The following is an 18,623-nucleotide window of genomic DNA, read 5'->3' on the forward strand; positions in this document are numbered from 1 at the left end:
AAGCGCCCGGGATTCTTGTCCAATGGCTTTCGCCCGCTGCCCGCCCCTCGCCCATGTCCCAGGCCCGACTGCTGCTGATCGACGACCATACCTTGTTCCGCACCGGCCTGCGCCTGGTGCTGGCCGACAGCCCCAGCGTGGCGCATATCATCGAGGCCGGCTCGGTGATGCAGGCGGTGCAGGACCATGGCGGGGCGGCCGTGGACATCCTGCTGCTCGACATCCAGATGCCGGGGCTGAACGGCATCGAAGGCGTCAAGGTGCTACGCCGGCATTTCTCCAGCGCACGCATCCTGATCGTGTCAGGCACATCGGGCCTGGAGATTATCCCGGCCGAGGTGCGGCGCGACATCGCGGGCTTCCTGCCCAAGTCCGCCGATGCCCGCGAGATCGAGGAAGCGATCGCCTGTTGCCTGGCAGGCGGCACGCATTTTTCCGGCGATGCCGATGCCGGCATCCAACCGCCACCGGCGCCCTATGCCGTCAGCGCGCTGACGCCGCGCCAGCTGGAGGTGCTGCACCAGCTCACGCTCGGCCGCTCGAACAAGGTCATTGCCTACCATATGGGCCTGTCCGAAAACACCGTGCGCGTCCATGTCGCGGCCATCCTCAGTCATCTTGGCGTGGTCAGCCGCCTGGAAGCCATCCTTGAAGCCCAACGCCGCGGCCTGGTGCAGGCGGCGCGGTGATGGCGGACCAGGCGGCATCGTCACGCATGCGGCTGCCGTGGCTGCCCCGCTACGACGAGCCGCGGTTGCTGGCCGCGCAGATGACCCTGATCGACCAGAGCTTCAGCAGTGCCATGCTGGGCTGCTCGCTGGCGGCCTTTATCCTGGCGACGGGCCTGACCCTGACCGGCAACCGGCCCGGCGCCCTGCCCTGGGCGTGCGCGATGGCCCTGGCCTGCGCGATTGCGTACTTCGGCCGGCTGCGGCTGCCGGGACGGCTGTCCGAAGCCGGCGCGGGGCGCTATGCGCGCGGCATGACCGCGATGCTGACGCTGATCGGCGCGCTGTGGGGCCTGGTGGCATGGCTATACCTGGACGTGCGCCAGCCAGCGGTGGTGATCTGCGTGTTGTCGCTGATCGCCGGCATGAGCGCGGCGGCACTGGCCGTGTTCTCGGCATGCCTGCCGGTGGCAATCGGTTTCTTCCTGCCTGCGATCGTGCCGGTCTGGATCGCATTCCTTGCCACCGGCGATATCGAGTACCTGCCGATGTTTCTCGGCACGCCGCTGTACCTGTGCGTGCTGCTGGTCTTTGCCCGCAACTACGCGCGCGTGGCGCGGCACGCAATTGCGCTGCGCTTCGAGAACGTGGAGCTGATCTCGCAGTTGCGCGAGCAGACTGCGCGCGCCGAGGCCGCACAGCATGCGGCCGAAGACGCCAGCCGGGCCAAGTCAGTGTTCCTGGCCTCCGCCAGCCATGACCTGCGCCAGCCGCTACATGCAATGGGACTGTTCCTGGTATCGCTCGGGCGCACCGGGCTGGATGAACGCCAGCGCCAGCTGGTGGCGCATATTGAAGCCTCTTCCGGCGCGGCGCGCGAGATGCTGAACTCGCTGCTGGATTTCTCCAAGCTGGAGGCCGGCGTGATCACGCCCCGGGCGCGCGCCTTCCGCCTGCAGCCGCTGCTGCACAAGCTGGAAAACGAGTTCGCGCCACAGGCCGACGCACGCGGGCTGGTGTACCGCACGCGCGATACCACCGCCATGCTCTACGGCGACCCCACGCTGGTCGAACTGGTGCTGCGCAACCTGATCGCCAATGCCATCCGCTATAGCCGGCAAGGCGGCGTGCTGGTGGCCTGCCGCATGCGCCGGCTGCACGCCGTGGTCGAGGTATGGGACACCGGCATCGGCATACCCGCCGCGCAGCACCGTGACATCTTTCGGGAATTCCACCAACTCGGCAATCCGGAGCGCGACCAGCGCAAGGGGCTGGGCCTGGGGCTTGCCATTGTCGACGGCCTGGCGCGCACCATGCGCACGCGCGTGACGCTGGGCTCACGGCCCGGGCGCGGCTCGGTGTTCCGCTTCAACATGCCGCTGGCATGGGGCACGCCGGAAGAAGCGCCACGCCCGCCGGCGCCGCACGGCCTGGACGGGCTGCGCGTGCTGGTGATCGACGACGACGCCGCCATCCGCACCGCCATGTCCGAACTGCTGGCAGCGTGGCAATGCGAGTGCCGCACGGCCGAATCCGAGGAAGAAGCGCTCGCGCTGCTGTCAGCCTTCACCCCGGCGCTGATCCTGGCGGACTACCGCCTGCGCGGCCACCGTACCGGCCAGGAAGCGCTGGACGCGATCCGCCAGCGGCTGGGCCGACACGTGCCAGCGATCATCATCACGGGGGATACGGCGGCAGACCGGCTGCGCACCGCGCACGCATCCGGCACCGCGCTGCTGCACAAACCGGTGGTACCGCAGGAATTGCAGGCAGCGATCGATACGCTGCTGCGCGACCCCGCGGCGCAGGGCGAAGGCAACCCCGACCGTCAGACGGCGGCCGTGGCAAGGTAAGCAGCACCCCCGCTCAGCCGGGGGCCGGTGGCGTCAGCCGCCAGAGTGCAGCGGGGACAGCGAATAGGCGAGCACCAGCCCCGCAACGATCGCCGGGGAACCCAGCCGGATCGCCGTGCTGCGGGACAGCACGCCCAGATACACATACAAACACACCAGCACCATCGCAGTCACATACAGCAGGCTGTCATAGACTTGCATGGATGTCTCCCTTGCCATTGTTCTTATTGCTTTACTTCGGTGGGCTGCCGACGGGGCGTGATGCGGGGTCTTGCGGGAATGCGTGGGGGGGCGCTCCGTCGCCAGCATGCTATGGCTGTCTGTTGAAATGATAGTCACCACTTCGACGGAGCGTGGCAATCATGGAAATCCCTTTGCGGCACTGCACCAGTCATGACGCAGCGCCGCAAAGCAATGTCTTGATACAAGGGATTCGGGCGTGCGCAAGGCGCGCACCGCGCTGGTCTCAATCCGCGGGCAGCATCTCGGGATTCCACGCGATTTCCCACAGATGCCCGTCGGGATCCTGGAAATAGCCGGCGTACCCGCCCCAGAACGTATCCTGCGCCGGCTTGACCACGCTGGCGCCCGCCGCCAGCGCCTGGGCCATCACCGCATCCACTTCCGCCTTGTCGCCGACGTTATGCGCCAGCGAGAAATCCGTCTGCGCGCGCGGCGTCACCGGCAGTCCGGTGTCATGCGCAAGACTGGTGCGCGGCCAGACTGCCAGCTTCAATCCGGCCTGCAAGTCGAAGAAGGCCACGGCGCCGTGCTCGAACTGCTCGCCGACGATGCCTGCGGTGGGCAGGCCCAGGCCGTCGCGATAAAAGCGCACCGCACGCTGCAGGTCATCGACTCCCAGCGTGATCAGCGTAATCCGGGGTTTCATGGCGGGGATCCTCCGGTTTCGACCGGCAGCCTAGCGCTGCCCGAAAGCCGCATCGGCGAACAGGTCCTTCAGTTCGCGCGGCTGCGACCGCCAGTATTGCTTCGGCGCCTGCACGCTTGCGCCGAGCCGCGCGGCCGCATGCCAGGGCCAGCGTGGGTCATACAGCATGGCGCGGGCCAGCGACACCGCGTCGGCTTCATGGTTGGCGATAATGGCCTCGGCCTGCTCCGGCTCCGTGATCAGGCCCACCGCAATCGTCGGCAGGCCGACCTCGGCCTTCACGCGCTGCGCATAGGGCACCTGGTAGCCGGGCCCGAGCTTGATCGCCTGCTGTGGCGACACGCCGCCGGTGGTCACGTGGATCGCCGCGCAGCCGCGTGCATTGAGAGCCTTCGACAACGCCACCGTTCCTTCGATATCCCATCCGCCCGGCACCCAGTCGGTTGCGGAAATACGCATCCACACCGGACGCTCAGCCGGGAACACCTCACGCACCGCGTCGAATACCTCGATCGGGAACCGCATGCGGTTTTCCAGGCTGCCGCCGTATTCATCGTCACGATGGTTGGCCAGCGGCGACAGAAACTGGTGCAGCAGGTAGCCGTGCGCGGCATGGATCTCAATCCCATCCAGCCCCAGCCGCGCCGCACGCCTTGCCGCCGCGACAAAGTCATCGCGCACCTTGTCCATGCCTGCACGATCCAGCGCGACAGGCGCGACTTCTTCCGCGCCATGCGGTACCGCTGAAGGCGCCACCGCATGCCAGCCACCGGGCGCATCCGGCGCGATCTGCTGCCCGCCATCCCACGGCGCCTGGCTCGACGCCTTGCGGCCGGCGTGCCCCAGCTGGATCGCAATGGCGATCGGCGAATGCGCGCGCATCGCCTTGACCACGCGGCCAAGCGCCGCCTCGTTTTCGTCGGAATACAGGCCCAGGTCCTGCGGCGTGATGCGCCCCTCGGGCGAGACTGCCGTGGCTTCCACGATCAGCATGCCGGCGCCGGACAGCGCGAGCGACCCGAGGTGGATCATGTGCCAGTCGCCCGCATTGCCGTCCTGCGCGGAATACTGGCACATCGGGGCGATGATGATGCGGTTGGCGAGGGTGAGATCGCCGATGGCGAGCGGTTCGAACAGAAGGCTCATGCGTGCTGCTCCATGCAGGGATCGGACAGGAAGTATCGATTCTAGGCCGGCGCCGGAATTGCTGCCGGCCCGGCCACGCCGCTACGCCGCCGCCAACGGATCGCGCGCTGCCAGCCGCAGCCAGCTCGCGATCGCGGCCAGCCCGGCGAAGCCCGCGCCCAGCGCCAGGGCCAACCCCGGCCCGTGGTCGCCTGCGATGCCAAAGCACAGCGCCACCAGCGCCGCACCGCTGGCCTGCCCCAGCAGCCGCGCCGTGGCCACCACGCCGCTGGCGCCGCCGCTGCGCTCGCGCGGGGCGCTCGTCATCAACGCCTTGAGGTTGGGCGACTGGAAGAAGCCGAAACCCGCGCCGCAGATGCACATGCGGATGCCGATATCGAGCGCGCTGGGGTCGGCCGGCAGCATGGCCAGCGACAACATGCCGGCGCTGAGCACCGCCAGCCCCACGCCGCCGAGCACGGCCGGCGGATAGCGGTCAGACAGCCGTCCGGCAAGCGGCCCGATCAGCGCCACCACGACGGACCATGGGGTCAGCAGGAAACCGGTCTCGACCTGCCCGCGCCCGAGCACGTGCTGGAAGTAGAACGGCAGCGAGACGAAGGCCAGACCCTGCGCGGCGAAGGAGCACACCGCGGTCAGCGTCGACAGCGCGAACATGGGCCGCCGGAACAGGTCCACCGGCAGCATCGGTGCCGGATGGCCGCGCTCGCGCCACAGCAGCAGGCCGAACGTCACCGCGAAGATGCCCGCCGCGGCCAGCGACAGATGCAGCGGCGCGCGCTGCGCGCCTTCGCCCAGCGCAAGGACCAGCGCGGCAAAGGCAACAACGCTGAGCCCCGCCGCGACGCGGTCGAAGCCGTGCGTGCTGCGCGGCGTCTGCGGCAGCGAACCGCGCCCGATCGCCAGCGCCAGCAGGCCGATCGGCAGGTTAACGGCAAACAGCCACGGCCACGTGCCGAACGAGAGGATCACCGAGGCCACCGTGGGGCCCACCGCGAACGACACGCCTACCACCAGTGCATTGAACCCCAGCCCACGCCCGAGCCGGTGCGTGGGGAAGAGCGCGCTGATCAGCGCCGTGTTGACGCTCATGATGGCCGCCGCGCCAATGCCCTGCAGCACCCGCGCCGCCGCCAGTGTCGGCAGCGACCACGCCAGCGCGCACACCACGGAGGCGGCGGTGAACAGCACCACGCCGCCAAGGTAGATGCGCCGGTGGCCCAGCACGCCGCCCAGCGCGGCGAACGGCAGCAGCGTCGACACCATCGCCAGCTGGTAGGCATTGATCACCCACACCGACGCCGCCGGCGTGGCGCGCAGGTCTGCCGCGATCGACGGCAGCGCCGTGTTGGCGATCGCGGTATCCAGGGTGGCAAGGGCGACGGCGATGAGGATGGCGGCCATGCCGCGGCGCTCGCGCGAAGTCATGGCGGCGTCCGCGGTCGAGGCGGATTGGAGGGGGGCTGTGCTGGTCAATGTCTTTACCGGTTGCCGCCATGCCGGGACTGGTGGTGCAAGGGCTGCACACAAGGCATGGTGATCGTCAGGTCAAGACGATACGGGAAAACCCTTCAACGTGCTGAAGACGCGTTCATATGTGTGTACATTATCGCCCCCTGCCCGGCCAATGACACTGAGCACTGGCCGGTGCCACGCTCCCGGAGTTACTGCACCGACAGCCCGCCATCCACGCCGATGCTCTGCCCGTGGATAAAGCGCCCGGCCGGTGCCGCCAGCAGAACGGCAAGACCCGCGACATCGCTGGCCTCGCCGATGCGCCGCATCGGCACGCCGGCAGCCAGCCGCGCCTCGCGCTCCGGATCGCCCCACAGCGCGTCGCGGGAGAACTCGGTGCGCACCGGGCCGGGATTGATCGCGTTGACGTTGATGCCGGACGGCCCCAGCTCCAGCGCCAGGCTGCGTGCCGCCTGGTCGATGGCGGCCTTGGTCACGCTGTACATCCCCAGGAAGGCAGAGCCACGCTTGGCGGCAATGCTCGACATGAAGATGATGGAGCCGTCGCGGCGATCGATCATCTGCGGCGCCAGGGCGTTCACCAGCACCAGGTTGCCGCGCACATTGCCCGCCATGGCAGCATCGAACACCTCGGGTCCCTGGCTCAGCATCGACCCGGGCTGGCCGCTCGCGGCTGCATTGAGCACCAGTGCATCGACACGCCCATACGCGGCCAGCGCCTGCTCCGCGAAGGCGCGCACGCTGTCAACGTCGGCGATATCGCAGGCGATGCCGGTGGCGCGGATGCCCTCGGCCTCCAGCTGGCTGGCGGCGTCGCGCGCCGCGCCCGCATCGCGCCCGGACACCACCACGGCGGCGCCGGCCGCGCCAAGCGCGCGCGCCATTTCCAGGCCCATGCCGCGGGTGGAGCCGGTGATGACGGCAACGCGGCCGCCAAGGTCGAATAGGTTCTGCATGACTGATCACTCCTGTGAGGATTGGGAGCCGGCGCCTGGACAGCGCATCGGCACAAAAGCGGCGAAAGGGATACTGCAAATAGATGACGCCTGTCATCTATTGAATAAAGTATGATCATCATATAAACTCCGGTCAAGGTAGAAATTCCGAAGAGGTCTTCAGATGGCACGCGCATCACGCGAACAAACCGACAAGAACCGCGAGGCGATCGAACAGGCGTCGTCGCGCCTGTTCCGCGAACGCGGCCTGAATGGCGTCAGCGTGGCCGAGTTGATGGCGGACGCCGGCCTGACCCATGGCGGCTTCTATGGCCACTTCGCCTCCAAGGACGCGCTGGCCGCGCAGGCCTGCAAGCGCGCGTTTGAAGAATCGACCGCCCGCTGGGAACGCCGCCTGGCCCGCGCCGATGGCGACCGCAAGGCCATGCTGGCCAACCTGGTAGAGCCTTACCTGACCGCCGCGCATTGCGCCAACCCGGGCGTGGGCTGTGCCGCCGCGGCGCTGGCCGTGGACGTGGCCCGCGAACCCGCCGACAAGCCCGTGCGCCAGGCCTACGTGGAAGGCTTGCGCCTGATGGTGGACGACATGGCGCAGACCGTTGAATCAGATGACCCGCAGGTGCGCCACGATGAAGCGCTGGTGCGCATGGCGCTGCTGGTCGGCGCCCTCACGCTGGCGCGTGCCACCGACGGCGATCCGCTCTCCGACGAGATGCTAAGCGCCGTGCGGAGCCGCCTGCTGGGCAGCACCGCTTAAACCCCGTTCTCCCGAAGCCTGAAACACCCCCGCCGCCGTCAGACACGGCGGGGATGGCTTCGCTTTGCCCTTTGCCAACGCCTCCCAGACCCTGACAACGAGACCCCCATGTTCGCGCAAGCCCTTTCCAGCCGGCTCGACCGGCGCGGCATCCACTACGCGTGGCTGGTCGCCGCCCTGACCTTCCTGGTAATACTCACCACCTCGGCCGCGCTTGGCCTGCCCGGTGCCTTCCTGAAGCCGCTGACCAGGGAGATGGGCTGGAACACCGACCAGATCTCATCGATCCTGGCCTTCCGCTTTGCGCTGTTCGGGCTGATGGCGCCGTTCTCGGCCCTGCTGATGGATCGCTTCGGCGTGCGCAACGTGGTCTGCGCCGCGCTGGCGCTGATTGCCGGCGGCATGGCGCTGGCCACCGTGTCGACCGAGTTGTGGCAGCTCTTTGTCGCCTGGGGTCTGATGCTGGGCGTTGGCTCCGGGCTGACCGCACTGGTGCTGGCGGCCGTGATCGCCAACCGCTGGTTCAGCGCGCGGCGCGGGCTGGTGATCGGCATCCTGACGGCCGGCGCGGCGACGGGGCAACTGGCCTTCCTGCCGGTGGCAGCCTGGCTGATCGAGCATATGGGCTGGCGCGTGGCCGTGCTGCCGGTGCTGGCTGCCTGCGCGGCGCTGGCGCTGCTGGTATTCGGCCTGATGCGCAACCGGCCCGCCGACGTCGGCCTGGCTGCGTTCGGCGAAGTCCCGGCCCATCCAGCCACGCCGCCCGCCGCGCAACCCGTCACGCCCTTCACGCTGCGCGGGCCTTTCCGGGTGCTGCGCGATGCCGCCCGCACCCAGACCTTCTGGGTACTGGCCGGCACCTTCTTCATCTGCGGGCTGAGCACCAACGGGCTGATCCAAACCCACTTCATTGCACTGTGCGGCGACTTCGGCATGGGCCCGGTGCCGGCCGCCTCGGCGCTGGCGATGATGGGTGCGTTCGATTTCGTCGGCACCATCCTGTCGGGTTGGCTGTCGGACCGCTACGACAGTCGCAAGCTGCTGTTCTGGTACTACGCGCTGCGCGGCCTGTCGCTGTTCTGGCTGCCGCATTCGACTTTCACGCTGTACGGCCTGTCGATCTTTGCGATGTTCTACGGCCTGGACTGGATCGCCACCGTGCCGCCCACGATCAAGCTGGCGGCCACTGCTTTCGGGCGCGAACGCGCGCCGATGGTGTTCGGCTGGATCTTCGCGGCCCACCAGATCGGCGCGGCCGTGGCGGCATTCGGCGCGGGGCTGAGCCGTACGCTGCTGCTGACCTATACGCCGGCGCTGTATGCGGCCGGTGCGGCTTGCATGGTGGCGGCGTTGCTGGCGCTGATGGTCAGCCGGACACGCGCGGCGGCGGCAATCGAGGCAGCGCGGGCGTAGCCTGCGCTGCCCCGGTGCCAGCCTCAGCAGCCCTTCGCGTAAGCTACGAACGAATACAGGCTCGGCGGCCGCTGGTCGCGCGACACGACATTGATGCACAGCGCCGAGGCCGCTACCGGGCCGGGCAGCAACAGGAAGCGGTTTTGCCCGATGTCGCTGCCGCTGGCGACCACCTGCCACTGCCCGTTGGCATTGGCCTCCACGGTGAAGCTGCTGGTCCAAGCGGAAAAGCGCGGGTTCCGGCCCCTTCAGCCTTTGCCCTTGCTCCTGGTCGCGGCGGCTTTCCCCTGCGAGCGCCCGACGGTCCGTTTTGGCACCGCCTCCGGCTTCGCCGCCTGGGCCGACTTCATGAAGTTGCTTTCGCTGGTGGTCACGCCCACGATCCGGGCGAGCTGCCGGCTTACGCTGATGTAGGCGTGGCCCATGCGGGCATCGAAATACAACGCATCGCCGCGCGCCAGGCGCAGCTTCTCGCCGTTGTCGAACTGTATTTCGATCTCGCCGCTGAGCACATAGACAAACTCCTCGCCGGGATGGCGCGAGAAGTCACCGGGGCCCTCGATGCGGCGCGCATGCACGGTGCCGACCACCGGGCTCATCTGCTTGCCGACGGCCTCTGCGCCAAGAAATTCATAGGTCAGCGACGATCCCCGGTAGGTCACGCCCGCGCCGGCCCGGGTCACGACAGGCCCCTGGAACGGTGACGTCTTCGTGCCGGCACCCGCGAACATCGAGCCCATGTCCATCTGCAGCGCCTGGCCCAGCGCAGCAAAATTCTCGTAGCCCAGCGCCAGTTGCCCGCGCTCCGCACGCGAGATGGTGGTGATCGAGACGCCCGACAGTTCGGCGAGGTGCGCCAGCGTCCAGCCGAAGGCCTTGCGCGCCGAGCGCAGGCGCTTGCCAAAGGTTTCGCGGTCGAGCGTGCGCGACTCGTCGTCATCGGTCCCGATGCCGCTGCCGCGCCCCTGGGCGGTGTGTGGTTTCAAGCCTGCATCCTTTTTTCCATTGGACGGAATGCTAACAGAGCAGACCGCGCCAAGGCTCATCCCCTGGCGCCCACCTTAACGCAAGATTTGCGTATTCGCAATTTGCATATACGCAAATTCTTACCTACACTCACTCCCATTCCGAATGCACGAGCGCCTCGCAGGCGCTCTCATGCCACCTGATCCATGCGCCCGACTCACGCTGCCTCACCGATTCCAGCCGACTTTCTCATCATTGGAGGCGGCATTGCCGGTGCTTCCGTCGCGTACTGGCTCGCGCCCCATGGCCGCGTCATCCTGCTCGAACGCGAAGCCCAGCCTGGCTACCACTCGACCGGCCGCTCGGCGGCGTTGTTCATGGAAAGCTACGGCACCACGCAGGTCCGCGCGCTGACGATGGCAAGCCGCGCCTTCCTGCAGGATCCGCCGCCGGGTTTTGCCTCGCACCCGCTGCTCACGCCGCGCGGCGCGCTGATGGTCGCCGGCCCCGGGCAACAGCATTTGCTTGACGCGCACTGGGACGTGGTGCGCGCCGTCGATCCCGACGCCCGCCTGCTGAGTGCCGCGCAAGCGTGCGAGCGCGTACCGGCGCTGCGCGCCGAGCAACTGGCCGGCGGCGTTTATGAGCCCGGCGCCGCAGACATGGATGTAGACGCGATCCACCAGGGCTACCTGCGCGGCATGCGCCAGGCCGGCGGCAAGCTGGTGTGCGATGCCGAAGTCACGGCCATGGCACGCGTGCAGGACCGCTGGCGCGTGGATGCTGGCGGGGCGGTATATGCGGCACCGGTGGTACTCAACGCCGCCGGCGCCTGGGCCGACGTCATCGCACGGCTGGCCGGCGTGCAACCGCTGGGGATTGAACCCCGCCGCCGCTCTGCCTTCGTCTTCGCGCCGCCCGTGGAGATGGACACCAGCGGCTGGCCCATGGTCTTCGGTGCCGACGAGGACTGGTACATCAAGCCCGATGCCGGCATGTTGCTGGGCTCCCCGGCCAATGCCGATCCGGTCGAGCCACAGGACGTCCAGCCCGAGGAAATGGATATCGCGCTCGCCATCGACCGCATCGAGACCGCGACCTCGCTCAGGATCCGCCGCCCTGCGCGCACCTGGGCCGGGCTGCGCTCTTTCGTCGCCGACGGCGACCTGGTGGGCGGGTTCGACGACGCCGTGCCGGGCTTCTTCTGGGTGGCGGGCCAGGGCGGCTACGGCATCCAGACCTCGGCGGCCATGGGCGAGACCTGTGCCGCGCTGGCGCGCGGCCTGCCGGTGCCGGCGCATCCCGCTTCGTTCGGCCTGAGCGCCGAGATGCTCGGGCCGGCGCGCCTGGCCCGCCTGGCCGCTTCGGCCTGAATCGCGTCTTCCCCCAACCGCTAGTCCCCGACTGACCAGGAGCCAACCATCGTGCGTGTCTTCAGTGCCTCCCTCGCTACCGAAACCAACACCTTTGCGCCGATGCCCACCGGCCTGTCGTCCTTCAGGGACCGCGGCTACTTCGCGGCCGGCCAGCATCCTGACCAGATGACGTTTTTCTCAGGCCCGCTGTGGGCAGCACGGATTCGCGGCAAGGAGCGCGGCTGGCAGCTGTGCGAAGGCATGGTGGCCGGCGCGCAGCCCAGCGGCACCACCACCCGCCATGCCTACGAAACCCTGCGCGAGGAACTGTTGACCGACCTGCGCGCGGCGCTGCCGGTGGACATGGTGGTGCTCGGCCTGCACGGCGCGATGGTGGCCGATGGCTATGACGACTGCGAGGGCGACCTGCTGCAGCGTGTGCGCGCCATCGTCGGACCCGAGGTGGTGATCGGCGCTGAGTTGGACCCGCACTGCCACCTGACGCCCGAGATGGTGGCATACGCCGACGTGCTGGTCGCCTTCAAGGAATACCCGCATACCGACGTGCTGGAACGCGCGCTGGAACTGGTCGACCTGTGCGCGGCCACGGTGGAAGGCAAGGTTCGCCCGGTGGCGGCGGTGGTCGATTGCAGGATGATCGTCACGGTCCACACCTCGCGCGAGCCGGCGCGCGGCTTCATCGACCGCATCCAGTCGCTGGAAGGGCGCGACGGCGTGCTGTCGATCTCGGTGGCGCATGGATTTTCATGGGGCGATGTGCCAGGGATGGGCACCAAGGTGCTGGTCTACGCCGATGGCAACCAGGCCAGGGCCGATGCGCTGGCGCGGCAACTGGCCGACGAACTGATCGCCATGCGCGACGGGCTCACGGTGCGCTACCCGGACATCGACACCTCGCTCGACGAGGCGCTGGCCTTCGACGCCGGGCCGGTGGTGCTGGCCGACGGCGCCGACAATCCCGGCGGCGGCGCAGCGAGCGACTCCACCTTTATCCTGCGCCGCATGATCGAGCGCGGCATCGGCAATGCGGCGGTCGGCCCGATGTGGGACCCGATCGCGGTGCGCATCGCCTTCGATGCCGGCGTGGGCGCACGCCTGTCGATGCGCATCGGTGGCAAGATCAGTCCGCTATCCGGCGACCCGCTGGACCTGGACTGCACGGTCAAGGCCCTGCTGCCCGACATGGTGATGACCGGCCTGTCCGACGCGCCGGTGCCGATGGGCGACTGCGCGCTGGTGGAAGCCAACGGCATCGACATCGTGCTGATCACGCTGCGCAACCAGGCCATGGGCACGGACATGTTCACCCAGCTGGGCTGTGACCTGGCGCGCAAGCAGATCATCGTGGTCAAGTCCTCGCAGCACTTCTACGCCTGCTACTCGAAAGTGGCAGGGCACGTGATCTACGCGGGCGCCCCGGGTGCCGTCACGCTTGACCTCACGACCCTGCCCTATCGCAAGATCCAACGGCCCAAGTGGCCGCTGGACAGCACCGCGGCCTGAGCGCCGGCCGCCTGGCTGCGATCACGACAACAACGACAACGACGAAAACGGAGACTGCAGATGACACCAAACCGACCCCTGTCCGCCGCGCTCGCGGCGGGCGCCCTGGTCCTGGCAGGGGGCAGCCTGCCCGTGCTGGCGCAGACCAAGACGCTCAAGGTCGTGGCGCATGCCGACCTGAAGATCCTCGATCCGACCTTCACCACGGCCTACATCACGCGCAACTTCGGCTACATGGTCTACGACACCCTGTTCGCGCAGGACGCCAGGAGCAAGCCCCAACCGCAGATGGTCGAGAAGTACAGCAGCTCGAAGGATGCGCGGCAGTGGAGCTTCACCCTGCGCCCCGGCCTGAAGTTCTCGGACGGCAGCGCGGTTACCTCGGCGGACGCGATCGCCTCGCTGCAGCGCTGGGGCGCGCGCGACAGCCTGGGCCGTGCCATGGGCGAAGCCGGCGCCGAGTGGAAGGCGGTCGACGCGCGCACGTTCACGCTGACGCTCAAGGAGCCCTTTGGCATGGTGCTCGATGCGCTGGCCAAGCCCTCTGGCTTTCCCCCGGTGATCCTGCCGGAGCGCCTAGCCAGGATGCCCGCCACCGCGCCGCTGCCCGAGGTGCTGGGCTCCGGCCCCTTCATCTTCAAGCGCGACGAATGGGTGCCAGGCAACAAGGCGGTCTTCGTGCGCAACCCGCACTACGTGGCACGCAGCGAGCCCGCGAGCGGCCTCGCCGGCAGCAAGCAGCCTCGCGTGGACCGCGTCGAATGGCTCTACCTGCCGGACGCCAACAGCGCCATCGCGGCGCTCAAGCGCGGCGAGGTCGACCTGATCGAGCAGGTACCGCCGGACTACATCACCCCGCTGCGCGGCGACGCCGGCATCAAGCTCGGCTCGGGCGGCGCCTACCAGGGCGTGCTGGTGATGAACCAGCTGCATCCGCCATTCAACAACCCGAAAGTGCGCCAGGCCTTCCTGCAGGCGGTCAGCCAGGAACGCTTCACCGCGGCCATGGGCTACCCGCTCGACATGCGCATCAACTACTGCGCCACCTTCTTCATCTGCGGCGGCCCCAACGATACCGCTGCCGGCGCCGAACCGTACCGCAAGGCCGATCCGGCCCGTGCCAAGCAGTTGCTGGGCGCGGCGGGCTACAAGGGCGAAAAGGTGGTGCTGCTTGTGCCGACCGACATTCCCCAGCTCAACGCTGAAGCCCTGATGGCGGCACAGACCATGCGCAGCATGGGCATGAACGTCGACATGCAGAACATGGACTGGGCCTCCATCGGCGCGCGCCGCGCCAAGCGGGATGCGCCCGAGGCCGGGGGCTGGAATATGTACGTGACCGTCGCGGGCGAGTTCGATGCCGATTCCCCGATCACCAATGCCTACCTCGGCGCCGCATGCGGCACCAGCCTGCCCGGCTGGCCCTGCGACAAGCCGCTCGACGCACTGCGCACGGCCTGGATCCGCGAGACCGTGCCCGCCAAACGCAAGGAACTGCTCGATGCCTTCCAGAAGCGCGCCTATGAGGCGGTGCCCTATGTGAACGCCGGCCAGTACTCGGCGGCCTTCGCGGCGCGTGCCAGCCTCAAGGGCATCGACAGGATGTGGGCCGGCATGCCCACGGTCTGGATGCTCGACAAATAACCACGAAGCACGAACCACCGGGGGAAACACGACAATGGGCTACCTGCTCCGACGCCTGGCCGCGACGCTGCCTGTGATGGCAGTGGTGGCCGTGGTGGTCTTCCTGCTGATCCACTTGTCGCCGGGCGATCCGGCGGCGCTGATCGCAGGCGACCTCGCGACCGTTGACGACATCGCCAGGCTGCGCGGCGTACTGGGGCTGGACCAGCCGTTGTGGCGGCAGTTTTTGCTGTGGCTTGGCCGGCTCGCCACCGGCGACCTCGGCACCTCCATCTTCACCCAGGTGCCGGTGGCCCGGTTGCTGGCACAGAGGCTGGAGCCGACCGTCTCCGTCGCCGCGCTGACCATGCTGCTGACCTTGCTGGTCGCGGTGCCACTGGGAACGCTGGCCGCATACCGCGCCGGCAGCTGGGTCGACCGGCTGGTGATGCTGTTCGCGGTGCTGGCATTCTCGCTGCCGGTGTTCCTGGTGGGCTACCTGCTGGTCTACGCCTTTGCCATCCAGTTGCCTTGGTTCCCGGTACAGGGCTATGCGCGCCTCGCCGACGGCGCTGGCGCATGGCTGCGCAGCCTGGTGCTGCCCTGCGTCAACCTGGCGCTGGTCTATATCGCGCTGGTGACGCGCATGACGCGCGCTACCGTGCTGGAAGTCCTGCACGAGGACTACATCCGCACGGCGCGCGCCAAGGGCCTGGGCGTGCTGCCGGTGCTGGGCCACGCGCTGCGCAACGCGGCGATCCCGATCGCCACCACCGTCGGCATGGGCATCGCGCTGCTGATCGGCGGCGTGGTCGTGACCGAGACCGTGTTTGCGATCCCGGGTGTCGGCCGCCTGGTGGTCGACTCGGTGCAGCGCCACGACTACCCGGTGATCCAGAGCGTGCTGCTGGTCTCCGCCGGGGTCTACGTGCTGATCAACCTGATGATCGACCTCAGCTACCGGCTGTTCGATCCGCGGATCAAGTACTGATGGCTTTCGCCGCGAGACCTGCTGACATGACCACTTCCCTGCCCGCGACCGAACCTGCCGTACCGGCACCCGACGATGCGCCTTTCGTGCTGCCGCGCTGGCACTGGGCGCGCAAGCACCCCACGTTGATCCTGGGCGCGCTGCTGCTGGCGGTGATCGCCGTGCTCTCCCTCGGCGCGCCCTGGATTGCCACCATCGACCCGCAGGACATCGACCCGCTGGCGCGCATGCAGCCGCCATCGGCCGAGCACTGGTTCGGTACCGACGCGCTGGGCCGCGACGTGTTCAGCCGCGCGGTCTGGGGCGGCCGCGTATCCATGATCGTCGGTCTGTCGGTCGGGCTGCTCGCAACCGTGTCCGGCGTGCTGCTGGGCCTGGTCGCAGGCTTCGTGCGCCGGGCGGACTCCCTGGTGATGCGCGTGATGGACGGCCTGATGGCAATCCCGGGCATCCTGCTGGCGATTGCGCTGATGGCCGTTACGCAGGCCAGCCTGAGCGCGGTGATCATCGCCATCGCCATACCCGAGGTGCCGCGCGTGGTGCGGCTGGTGCGCTCGCTGGCGCTGACCCTGCGCGAGCAGCTCTACGTCGAGGCGGCGCATGCGGTCGGCACCCGCCTGCCGGTGATCCTGGTGCGCCACGTGGTGCCTAATATGGTGGCGCCGCTGATCGTTCAGGCTACTTTCGTGGCCGCCACTGCCGTGCTCACGGAAGCCGCGCTGTCTTTCCTCGGCGTCGGCGTGCCCGCCCAGATGCCGAGCTGGGGCAACATGATGGCCGAGGGGCGCAATTTCGTGGCCGTGGCCTTCCACATCATCCTGTACCCGGGCATCCTGCTGGCCGCGACGGTGTTGGCCATCAACCTGCTCGGCGACGGCCTGCGCGACGCGCTGGATCCGCGCCTGGCGCGGCAACTCTGAATCCGGGAGCGCAACCATGACCATCACGATGTCGCGCGCGCTGTCCCACGTTACGCCGGCCACGGGCGAGCCGCTGCTCGAAGTGGAGGATCTCCATACGCATTTCGACACGCTCACCGGGCCGGCCCGCTCGGTCAACGGCGTCTCGTACACCGTGCGCGCCGGCCAGACGCTGGGCGTGGTGGGCGAGTCAGGCTGCGGCAAGAGCGTGACAGCGCTGTCCATCATGCGGCTGCTGCCCACGCCGCCGGCACGCATCCGCGGCGCTGTGCGGCTGCGCGGCACGGACCTGTTGCAGCTCAGCGAACGCGAGATGCGCCGCATCCGCGGCAATCGCGTCTCGATGATCTTCCAGGAGCCGATGACCTCGCTGAACCCGGTGCTGACGATTGGCCGCCAGATTGCCGAAACCGTGCAACTGCACCAGGGCGCGAGCCGCGCCGTCGCGCTCCGGCGCGCAGTGGAAATGCTGCGGCTGGTGCAGATCCCCGAGCCCGAACGCCGCGTCAACGAGTACCCGCACCAGCTTTCGGGCGGCATGCGCCAGCGTGTGATGATCGCGCTGGCGCTGGCCTGCAATCCCGAGGTGCTGATTGCCGACGAACCCACCACGGCGCTCGATGTGACCATCCAGGCGCAGATCCTGGACCTGATCCGCCGCCTGCAGCAGGAACTGGGCATGGGCGTGGTGATGATCACGCACGACCTGGGCGTGGTGGCCGAATGCTGCGACCGCGTGATCGTGATGTACGCCGGGCTCAAGGTCGAGGAAGCCAGCGTCACTGAGCTGTTCGACCGCCCGCTGCACCCCTACACCCGCGCATTGATGGCATCAATGCCATCGATGAACACCCGCAGCCGGCGCCTGGCCGAGATCCCCGGCCTGGTGCCATCGCCACAGGAAGCGCGCCGCGGCTGTGCCTTCGCGGCACGCTGCACGCATGCCAACGCGCGCTGCGCGCGCGAGCTGCCGCAGCTCACACGCCACGGCGGCGACCATGCGGTGGCCTGCTTCGCCGTCGAGGAAGGCCGCATCGAATGCAACCCACAAGCCCAGGAAGCCATCGCATGATCACGACCTCCGCCACGCCAACGCCCCTGCTCAAGGTCGACTGCCTGAAGAAACACTACCTCGCACCGCGGCGCTGGCTGGCACCGGGCAGGCCTCCGATCCAGGCTGTGGACGGCGTGTCCTTCACCGTGGAGCGCGGCGAGACGCTCTCGCTGGTCGGCGAATCCGGCTGCGGCAAGACCACCACTGCCAAGTCGGTGCTGCGCCTGATCGAGCCGACTTCAGGCTCGGTGCAGCTCGACGGCGAGGAACTGCTGGGCCTGCCGGCAAGCGCCATGCGGCAGCGCCGGCGCGACCTGCAGATCATCTTCCAGGACCCCTATGCCTCGCTCAGCCCGCGGCTGACGGCGGGCGAGATCGTGGGCGAGCCGCTGCGCAACTTCGGCCTGCAGTCGCGTGCCGAGCGTAACGAGCGCGTGCAATGGCTGTTCAGCAAGGTCGGCCTGCGGCCCGAAGCCGTGCGCAAGTTCCCGCACGAGTTCTCCGGCGGCCAGCGCCAGCGGCTGGGCATCGCGCGCGCGTTGGCACTGAACCCAAAGCTCATCGTCTGCGACGAGCCGGTATCTGCGCTCGATGTCTCCGTCCAGGCGCAGGTGGTCAACCTGCTGATGGACCTGCAGGCCGAGTTCGGCATCGCCTACCTGTTCGTCGCGCACGACCTGGCCGTGGTACGCCATATCAGCCACCGGGTCGCCGTGATGTACCTCGGCCAGATCGTCGAACTGGCCGACCGCGACACCTTGTTCTCGGCGCCGCGCCACCCCTATACGGAGATCCTGCTGTCCGCCGTGCCGGTGCCCGACCCGCGCAAGCCCGCCCGGCGCCTGCTGCTGCAGGGCGATCCGCCCAGCCCGGCCAATCCGCCGGCGGGCTGCCGCTTCCACACGCGCTGCCCGCATGCGCAAGCCCGCTGCAAGGAGCAGGCCCCCTTGCTGACCGAACGTCCCTCCGCCACCGGCATCCACCTGGTGGCCTGCCATTTCCGCTGACCGATACGCTCCAGTCCAGGAAAGG

At 68.5% G+C, this 18,623-nt stretch carries 18 protein-coding genes; 11 read left to right on the forward strand and 7 right to left on the reverse strand.

Annotated elements, in window-relative coordinates; genetic code table 11:
- The first annotated feature begins 53 nt into the window (after window positions 1–53).
- A complete protein-coding gene (locus tag AC3WL8_RS05620) occupies window positions 54–689 on the forward strand; it encodes a response regulator (protein WP_013952773.1) in 636 nt (211 codons plus the stop codon).
- Window positions 689–2,521, forward strand: a complete 1,833-nt coding sequence (locus AC3WL8_RS05625; RefSeq protein ID WP_153953924.1) for an ATP-binding response regulator — start codon at window positions 689–691, stop codon at window positions 2,519–2,521. Before AC3WL8_RS05620 ends, AC3WL8_RS05625 begins: the two co-directional genes overlap by 1 nt.
- A gap of 33 nt (window positions 2,522–2,554) precedes the next feature.
- Here AC3WL8_RS05625 and AC3WL8_RS05630 read toward each other — a convergent pair whose 3' ends face one another.
- The 5 genes from AC3WL8_RS05630 to AC3WL8_RS05650 all read right to left on the reverse strand — a co-directional run bounded on the left by AC3WL8_RS05630 (window position 2,555) and on the right by AC3WL8_RS05650 (window position 6,988).
- Window positions 2,555–2,722 carry a hypothetical protein gene (locus AC3WL8_RS05630; protein WP_010812488.1) on the reverse strand — a complete coding sequence of 56 codons (168 nt, stop codon included), beginning with the start codon at window positions 2,720–2,722 and terminating at the stop codon, window positions 2,555–2,557.
- 265 nt (window positions 2,723–2,987) lie between these two features.
- Window positions 2,988–3,410 (reverse strand): VOC family protein, encoded by a 423-nt coding sequence (locus tag AC3WL8_RS05635; protein ID WP_013952771.1) that lies wholly within the window; start codon window positions 3,408–3,410, stop codon window positions 2,988–2,990.
- A gap of 30 nt (window positions 3,411–3,440) precedes the next feature.
- The gene (locus tag AC3WL8_RS05640) at window positions 3,441–4,556 is read right to left on the reverse strand and encodes an NADH:flavin oxidoreductase/NADH oxidase (protein ID WP_013952770.1); all 1,116 of its coding nucleotides are present in this window, start codon (window positions 4,554–4,556) and stop codon (window positions 3,441–3,443) included.
- Between the two features lie 81 nt (window positions 4,557–4,637).
- Window positions 4,638–5,984, reverse strand: a complete 1,347-nt coding sequence (locus AC3WL8_RS05645) for an MFS transporter (RefSeq protein WP_153953925.1) — start codon at window positions 5,982–5,984, stop codon at window positions 4,638–4,640.
- Window positions 5,985–6,220: 236 nt separating this feature from the next.
- Window positions 6,221–6,988 carry an SDR family NAD(P)-dependent oxidoreductase gene (locus AC3WL8_RS05650; RefSeq protein WP_013952768.1) on the reverse strand — a complete coding sequence of 256 codons (768 nt, stop codon included), beginning with the start codon at window positions 6,986–6,988 and terminating at the stop codon, window positions 6,221–6,223.
- Window positions 6,989–7,151: 163 nt separating this feature from the next.
- Between AC3WL8_RS05650 and AC3WL8_RS05655 the strand changes: the two genes are divergently transcribed.
- A complete protein-coding gene (locus AC3WL8_RS05655; protein WP_013952767.1) occupies window positions 7,152–7,745 on the forward strand; it encodes a TetR/AcrR family transcriptional regulator in 594 nt (197 codons plus the stop codon).
- A gap of 108 nt (window positions 7,746–7,853) precedes the next feature.
- Entirely contained in the window at window positions 7,854–9,158 is a 1,305-nt protein-coding gene (locus tag AC3WL8_RS05660; protein ID WP_013952766.1) for an MFS transporter, read from the forward strand.
- Window positions 9,159–9,181: 23 nt separating this feature from the next.
- On the opposite strand, the gene AC3WL8_RS05665 is transcribed toward AC3WL8_RS05660, so the two are convergent.
- Complete coding sequence (locus AC3WL8_RS05665) at window positions 9,182–9,361, reverse strand: hypothetical protein (protein WP_013952765.1); 180 nt, start codon at window positions 9,359–9,361, stop codon at window positions 9,182–9,184.
- Between the two features lie 45 nt (window positions 9,362–9,406).
- The gene (locus AC3WL8_RS05670; protein WP_041228613.1) at window positions 9,407–10,144 is read right to left on the reverse strand and encodes a helix-turn-helix domain-containing protein; all 738 of its coding nucleotides are present in this window, start codon (window positions 10,142–10,144) and stop codon (window positions 9,407–9,409) included.
- Between the two features lie 186 nt (window positions 10,145–10,330).
- Between AC3WL8_RS05670 and AC3WL8_RS05675 the strand changes: the two genes are divergently transcribed.
- The 7 genes from AC3WL8_RS05675 to AC3WL8_RS05705 are packed head-to-tail and all read left to right on the forward strand — an operon-like array spanning window position 10,331 to window position 18,598.
- Window positions 10,331–11,497: an NAD(P)/FAD-dependent oxidoreductase gene (locus tag AC3WL8_RS05675; RefSeq protein ID WP_013952763.1), complete on the forward strand. Its 1,167-nt coding sequence runs from the start codon at window positions 10,331–10,333 to the stop codon at window positions 11,495–11,497.
- 51 nt (window positions 11,498–11,548) lie between these two features.
- Window positions 11,549–13,003 (forward strand): M81 family metallopeptidase, encoded by a 1,455-nt coding sequence (locus tag AC3WL8_RS05680; RefSeq protein ID WP_211981219.1) that lies wholly within the window; start codon window positions 11,549–11,551, stop codon window positions 13,001–13,003.
- A 60-nt stretch (window positions 13,004–13,063) separates the two neighbouring features.
- Window positions 13,064–14,647 carry an ABC transporter substrate-binding protein gene (locus AC3WL8_RS05685; protein WP_153953927.1) on the forward strand — a complete coding sequence of 528 codons (1,584 nt, stop codon included), beginning with the start codon at window positions 13,064–13,066 and terminating at the stop codon, window positions 14,645–14,647.
- A gap of 34 nt (window positions 14,648–14,681) precedes the next feature.
- Complete coding sequence (locus AC3WL8_RS05690; protein ID WP_013952760.1) at window positions 14,682–15,617, forward strand: ABC transporter permease; 936 nt, start codon at window positions 14,682–14,684, stop codon at window positions 15,615–15,617.
- Window positions 15,618–15,643: 26 nt separating this feature from the next.
- Window positions 15,644–16,537 (forward strand): ABC transporter permease, encoded by an 894-nt coding sequence (locus tag AC3WL8_RS05695; RefSeq protein ID WP_153953928.1) that lies wholly within the window; start codon window positions 15,644–15,646, stop codon window positions 16,535–16,537.
- 16 nt (window positions 16,538–16,553) lie between these two features.
- Window positions 16,554–17,609, forward strand: a complete 1,056-nt coding sequence (locus AC3WL8_RS05700) for an ABC transporter ATP-binding protein (protein WP_153953929.1) — start codon at window positions 16,554–16,556, stop codon at window positions 17,607–17,609.
- On the forward strand, window positions 17,606–18,598 hold the full coding sequence (locus AC3WL8_RS05705; protein WP_013952757.1) for an ABC transporter ATP-binding protein: 993 nt from the start codon (window positions 17,606–17,608) through the stop codon (window positions 18,596–18,598). Before AC3WL8_RS05700 ends, AC3WL8_RS05705 begins: the two co-directional genes overlap by 4 nt.
- Window positions 18,599–18,623: the final 25 nt, after the last annotated feature.

This window comes from Cupriavidus sp. FW305-F7 (assembly GCF_058782875.1).

Coding starts and splice junctions, on each gene's coding strand:
- AC3WL8_RS05620 (WP_013952773.1), top strand. CDS start 54: ATGTCCCAGGCCCGACTGCTGCTGATCGACGACCATACCTTGTTCCGC.
- AC3WL8_RS05625 (WP_153953924.1), top strand. CDS start 689: ATGGCGGACCAGGCGGCATCGTCACGCATGCGGCTGCCGTGGCTGCCC.
- AC3WL8_RS05630 (WP_010812488.1), bottom strand. CDS start 2,722: ATGCAAGTCTATGACAGCCTGCTGTATGTGACTGCGATGGTGCTGGTG.
- AC3WL8_RS05635 (WP_013952771.1), bottom strand. CDS start 3,410: ATGAAACCCCGGATTACGCTGATCACGCTGGGAGTCGATGACCTGCAG.
- AC3WL8_RS05640 (WP_013952770.1), bottom strand. CDS start 4,556: ATGAGCCTTCTGTTCGAACCGCTCGCCATCGGCGATCTCACCCTCGCC.
- AC3WL8_RS05645 (WP_153953925.1), bottom strand. CDS start 5,984: ATGACTTCGCGCGAGCGCCGCGGCATGGCCGCCATCCTCATCGCCGTC.
- AC3WL8_RS05650 (WP_013952768.1), bottom strand. CDS start 6,988: ATGCAGAACCTATTCGACCTTGGCGGCCGCGTTGCCGTCATCACCGGC.
- AC3WL8_RS05655 (WP_013952767.1), top strand. CDS start 7,152: ATGGCACGCGCATCACGCGAACAAACCGACAAGAACCGCGAGGCGATC.
- AC3WL8_RS05660 (WP_013952766.1), top strand. CDS start 7,854: ATGTTCGCGCAAGCCCTTTCCAGCCGGCTCGACCGGCGCGGCATCCAC.
- AC3WL8_RS05675 (WP_013952763.1), top strand. CDS start 10,331: ATGCGCCCGACTCACGCTGCCTCACCGATTCCAGCCGACTTTCTCATC.
- AC3WL8_RS05685 (WP_153953927.1), top strand. CDS start 13,064: ATGACACCAAACCGACCCCTGTCCGCCGCGCTCGCGGCGGGCGCCCTG.
- AC3WL8_RS05690 (WP_013952760.1), top strand. CDS start 14,682: ATGGGCTACCTGCTCCGACGCCTGGCCGCGACGCTGCCTGTGATGGCA.
- AC3WL8_RS05695 (WP_153953928.1), top strand. CDS start 15,644: ATGACCACTTCCCTGCCCGCGACCGAACCTGCCGTACCGGCACCCGAC.
- AC3WL8_RS05700 (WP_153953929.1), top strand. CDS start 16,554: ATGACCATCACGATGTCGCGCGCGCTGTCCCACGTTACGCCGGCCACG.
- AC3WL8_RS05705 (WP_013952757.1), top strand. CDS start 17,606: ATGATCACGACCTCCGCCACGCCAACGCCCCTGCTCAAGGTCGACTGC.